The following is a 2,773-nucleotide window of genomic DNA, read 5'->3' as shown; positions in this document are numbered from 1 at the left end:
GGCCGGAACCGCAATCGTGCAAGCGAAGCGGAAGAACTACTTCGCCAAAGCCTGCAGATCAGGAAGGCAGCACGCGACTCCGACGGTGAGGCCCAGGTCCTGCACACTCTTGGTCAACTGATCGGCCGGAACCGCAATCGTGCAAGCGAAGCCGAAGAACTACTTCGCCAAAGTATGGAACTCGGCGTGCAACTTAACAAAGATACTCACATGGCCCAGGTTCTCTATACGTGGGGAAAGCTACGTGCCAGGTCGAATCGCGAGGAAGGTATCCAACTCCTTCACCGCAGCCTTGACCTAAATAGGAAAATTCACCACTCTAGCGGAGTTGAGATCGTACGACGGGAGCTGCGCCGCATGGGCGAGGATGTCGAATGAGGAGATAGTACAAACGGTGCCAGATACCGTTGGACATCACGCTGCCAGGCGGTCGTGACCACGGAGCTGCAAGGCGTTGACCGGCCTTAATGCGTTCCAACGTCCCCGTGGTTCCTCGATACGCCTCGGTTCGGCCGGCTGATATGGCAGGACCTGGCACGCGGATCGGCTAGGCATCGTCAATCCTTTCTTGACACGCGAGTCGGTGGCGGGTGCGGCGGCGCGCGAGCTGATGAGGGCAGGCCACCGGCCTGCCCCGTGACCAACCTGCCCGAGGGCCGTAGAGGCTCCGAGGTCAAGGGCGGCCGCAGGCCGTCGCTTGCGACGCGAAGCGCCCTTGAGCTTGGAGGGGCGGCCCGGACACAATGCGCGCCGCCGCACCCGGCGCTCCACGGCCGTCAATCGCCCTTCAGCCGGGCGCAGCAGGTGGCCGCACCGGTAGCGGCCCGGCCTTAAGGCCCACCCCATTCGAACCCGACTCTATTGTCGCTGCGGCCCGATCCCGCTTCCACGCCAGCCGCCGGGCTGCCTGCGTGAGCCCGGCGCGTGCGACAGCTAGGCGCCGGCCACGCGCCCAGGCGGCGGCGTGAGCGGCCCGTTTCGGGCCGCCTTGAAGACGTACAGAAACTTTGAACAGCACAACTGCCGGTGAGAACTTTCCATACGTCTTCAAGGCGGCCCTCCGGGCCGCGCGCAGTGCGTGACAATGCCGCACGCCTACGGCCTTCGGCCTCCGCGTGCGGCAGTCGAGTGCGCGCCACCAGATTGGACCCGATGGGCCGTCATCAGCCCTTATCAGGCGAGTCGTATTGCGTGTCCGTCGGTGCCTCTTCACGGGTTACCCGCCGCAAGCCGTTTACGTCCGAGCTAGGTCCGTTGACAGTCCAACCGATTGGCAACCAGTCGCCTCGCGCCACGAGCGCGCCGTCCCACTTCAGCCCAACAACGGGCTGATTCCCGTTGACGACGGCGTCGCCGTAAAATTGCGCCCCCGTCAGGTCGACGAGTTGGTGGAATCGGGTGCCGCTCAGGTCGACCGCGGCTTGAAACTGCGCGTGCGACAATCCGGCGTAGCCGTAGAACTGGGCCTTCCCCAGATCGACCTTGGCGTGGAACTCGGTCATGCTAAATAGAGCGTCGGAGTGGAATTGAACTTTACGGAGATCGGCGAGGGCACCGAACTTGGTCTCGCTCAGATCGGCGATCGCCTGGAACGAGGCTCCAATAAGCTCGATTTTACTTTGGAATTGGGCTTCGCGCAGATCAGCGCCGGCCCGAAATTGAGCCCTGGACAGGTCCGTGAGACTATGAAACCGGGCCTTGTGTAGGCCGGCGTGGGCGTGGAACTGGACGCCGTACATAAAAACAAGGCTGTAGAACTCGGCAAAATCAAATTCGGCGTGGGCGTGGAATTGGGCCTTGTTCAGGTCGGTGGAGGCGTAGAACTGAGCATACTCACCAGCGAAGTGGCCGAGATGGCAATCGCTAAAGTCGAATTTGACGAGGGCGGCGCCGGTGAGGTCGATGTCCATCCACTCGTCTGCCGGACCCCGCCAAAACCAATCAGCAGCCACCGCCGACTGCGCAGAATCCGTCCTGGGCCGGAGATGCTTCGCCAGCAGCCTCTGCGCAGTTAACCGCACCTGCAACTCCTGTCTGCGCTCGGCCTCCTTATCCTCATCGGGTTCCGCAGCGTCGTCCGCGGGCCCTGATGGCGACTGCTCAACGTTCTGAGGCAGAAACTCGATCGGGGGTGTGTACGGCATACGCAGATAGGCGCAGATTACGTCCACCACTGTCTGCCGCAAAGGTGGGTGGTCCTGACCTAACCGCTCCAGCGAATACAACCCCGCCAGGCGCACCGCGGGCTTGTCACTGCCCAGCTGGTCCGCCGCCGCCACGTACAAGGCCGTGATCCGCGACTCGACCGCGTCCTTCTCCGCGAACCGTTGCGTTCGCTCGTGCAGCACTTGACGGCGCAACGTCACCAGCAACGTCACACCCGCCGCCAGGCCGGCCGCAACCGTCAACCCCAGCTTGATCTCATCCAGCCGGAACTTGTCGCTCTCGGACACCTTCGCCGGAACATGCGACCACACACCGAGCAGCCACATCGCCAGCGCCCCGCCGGCCACCACGGCCACGACCGTGCCCAGCATCGCTGGCCACCACCGGATTGGCGACAACGGCGAATCCGCCGCCGGACCGCCCGGAACCCGTCGACGCCCGCGCCACCACCTGAGAATCCGAGCCATGACGGATAGTTTCGCCGACGACCGCCACAGTGAACCCCGTTCGAGTGACGGTGGCGCCGCGTCGACCGAAGACCATCGAAGGCAGCCCCCGGCGGGGGGGGGGGGGGGGGCGCCCCCCCCCCGCAACCCCCCCCGCGCCC

Annotated in this window: 2 protein-coding genes; one reads left to right on the top strand and one right to left on the bottom strand. The window is 64.3% G+C overall.

Annotated elements, in window-relative coordinates; all coding sequences use genetic code 11:
* On the top strand, positions 1-378 hold a 378-nt coding region (locus AB0M20_RS10465), incomplete at its 5' end, for a tetratricopeptide repeat protein (protein WP_364296619.1).
* 785 nt (positions 379-1,163) lie between these two features.
* On the opposite strand, the gene AB0M20_RS10460 is transcribed toward AB0M20_RS10465, so the two are convergent.
* Positions 1,164-2,537: a pentapeptide repeat-containing protein gene (locus AB0M20_RS10460; protein ID WP_364296617.1), complete on the bottom strand. Its 1,374-nt coding sequence runs from the start codon at positions 2,535-2,537 to the stop codon at positions 1,164-1,166.
* Between the last annotated feature and the right edge of the window lie 236 nt (positions 2,538-2,773).

The organism is Actinoplanes sp. NPDC051633 (genome assembly GCF_040681735.1).
Classification (GTDB): Bacteria; Actinomycetota; Actinomycetes; order Mycobacteriales; family Micromonosporaceae; genus Actinoplanes.
This window is presented reverse-complemented; position numbering and strand designations above follow the sequence as displayed.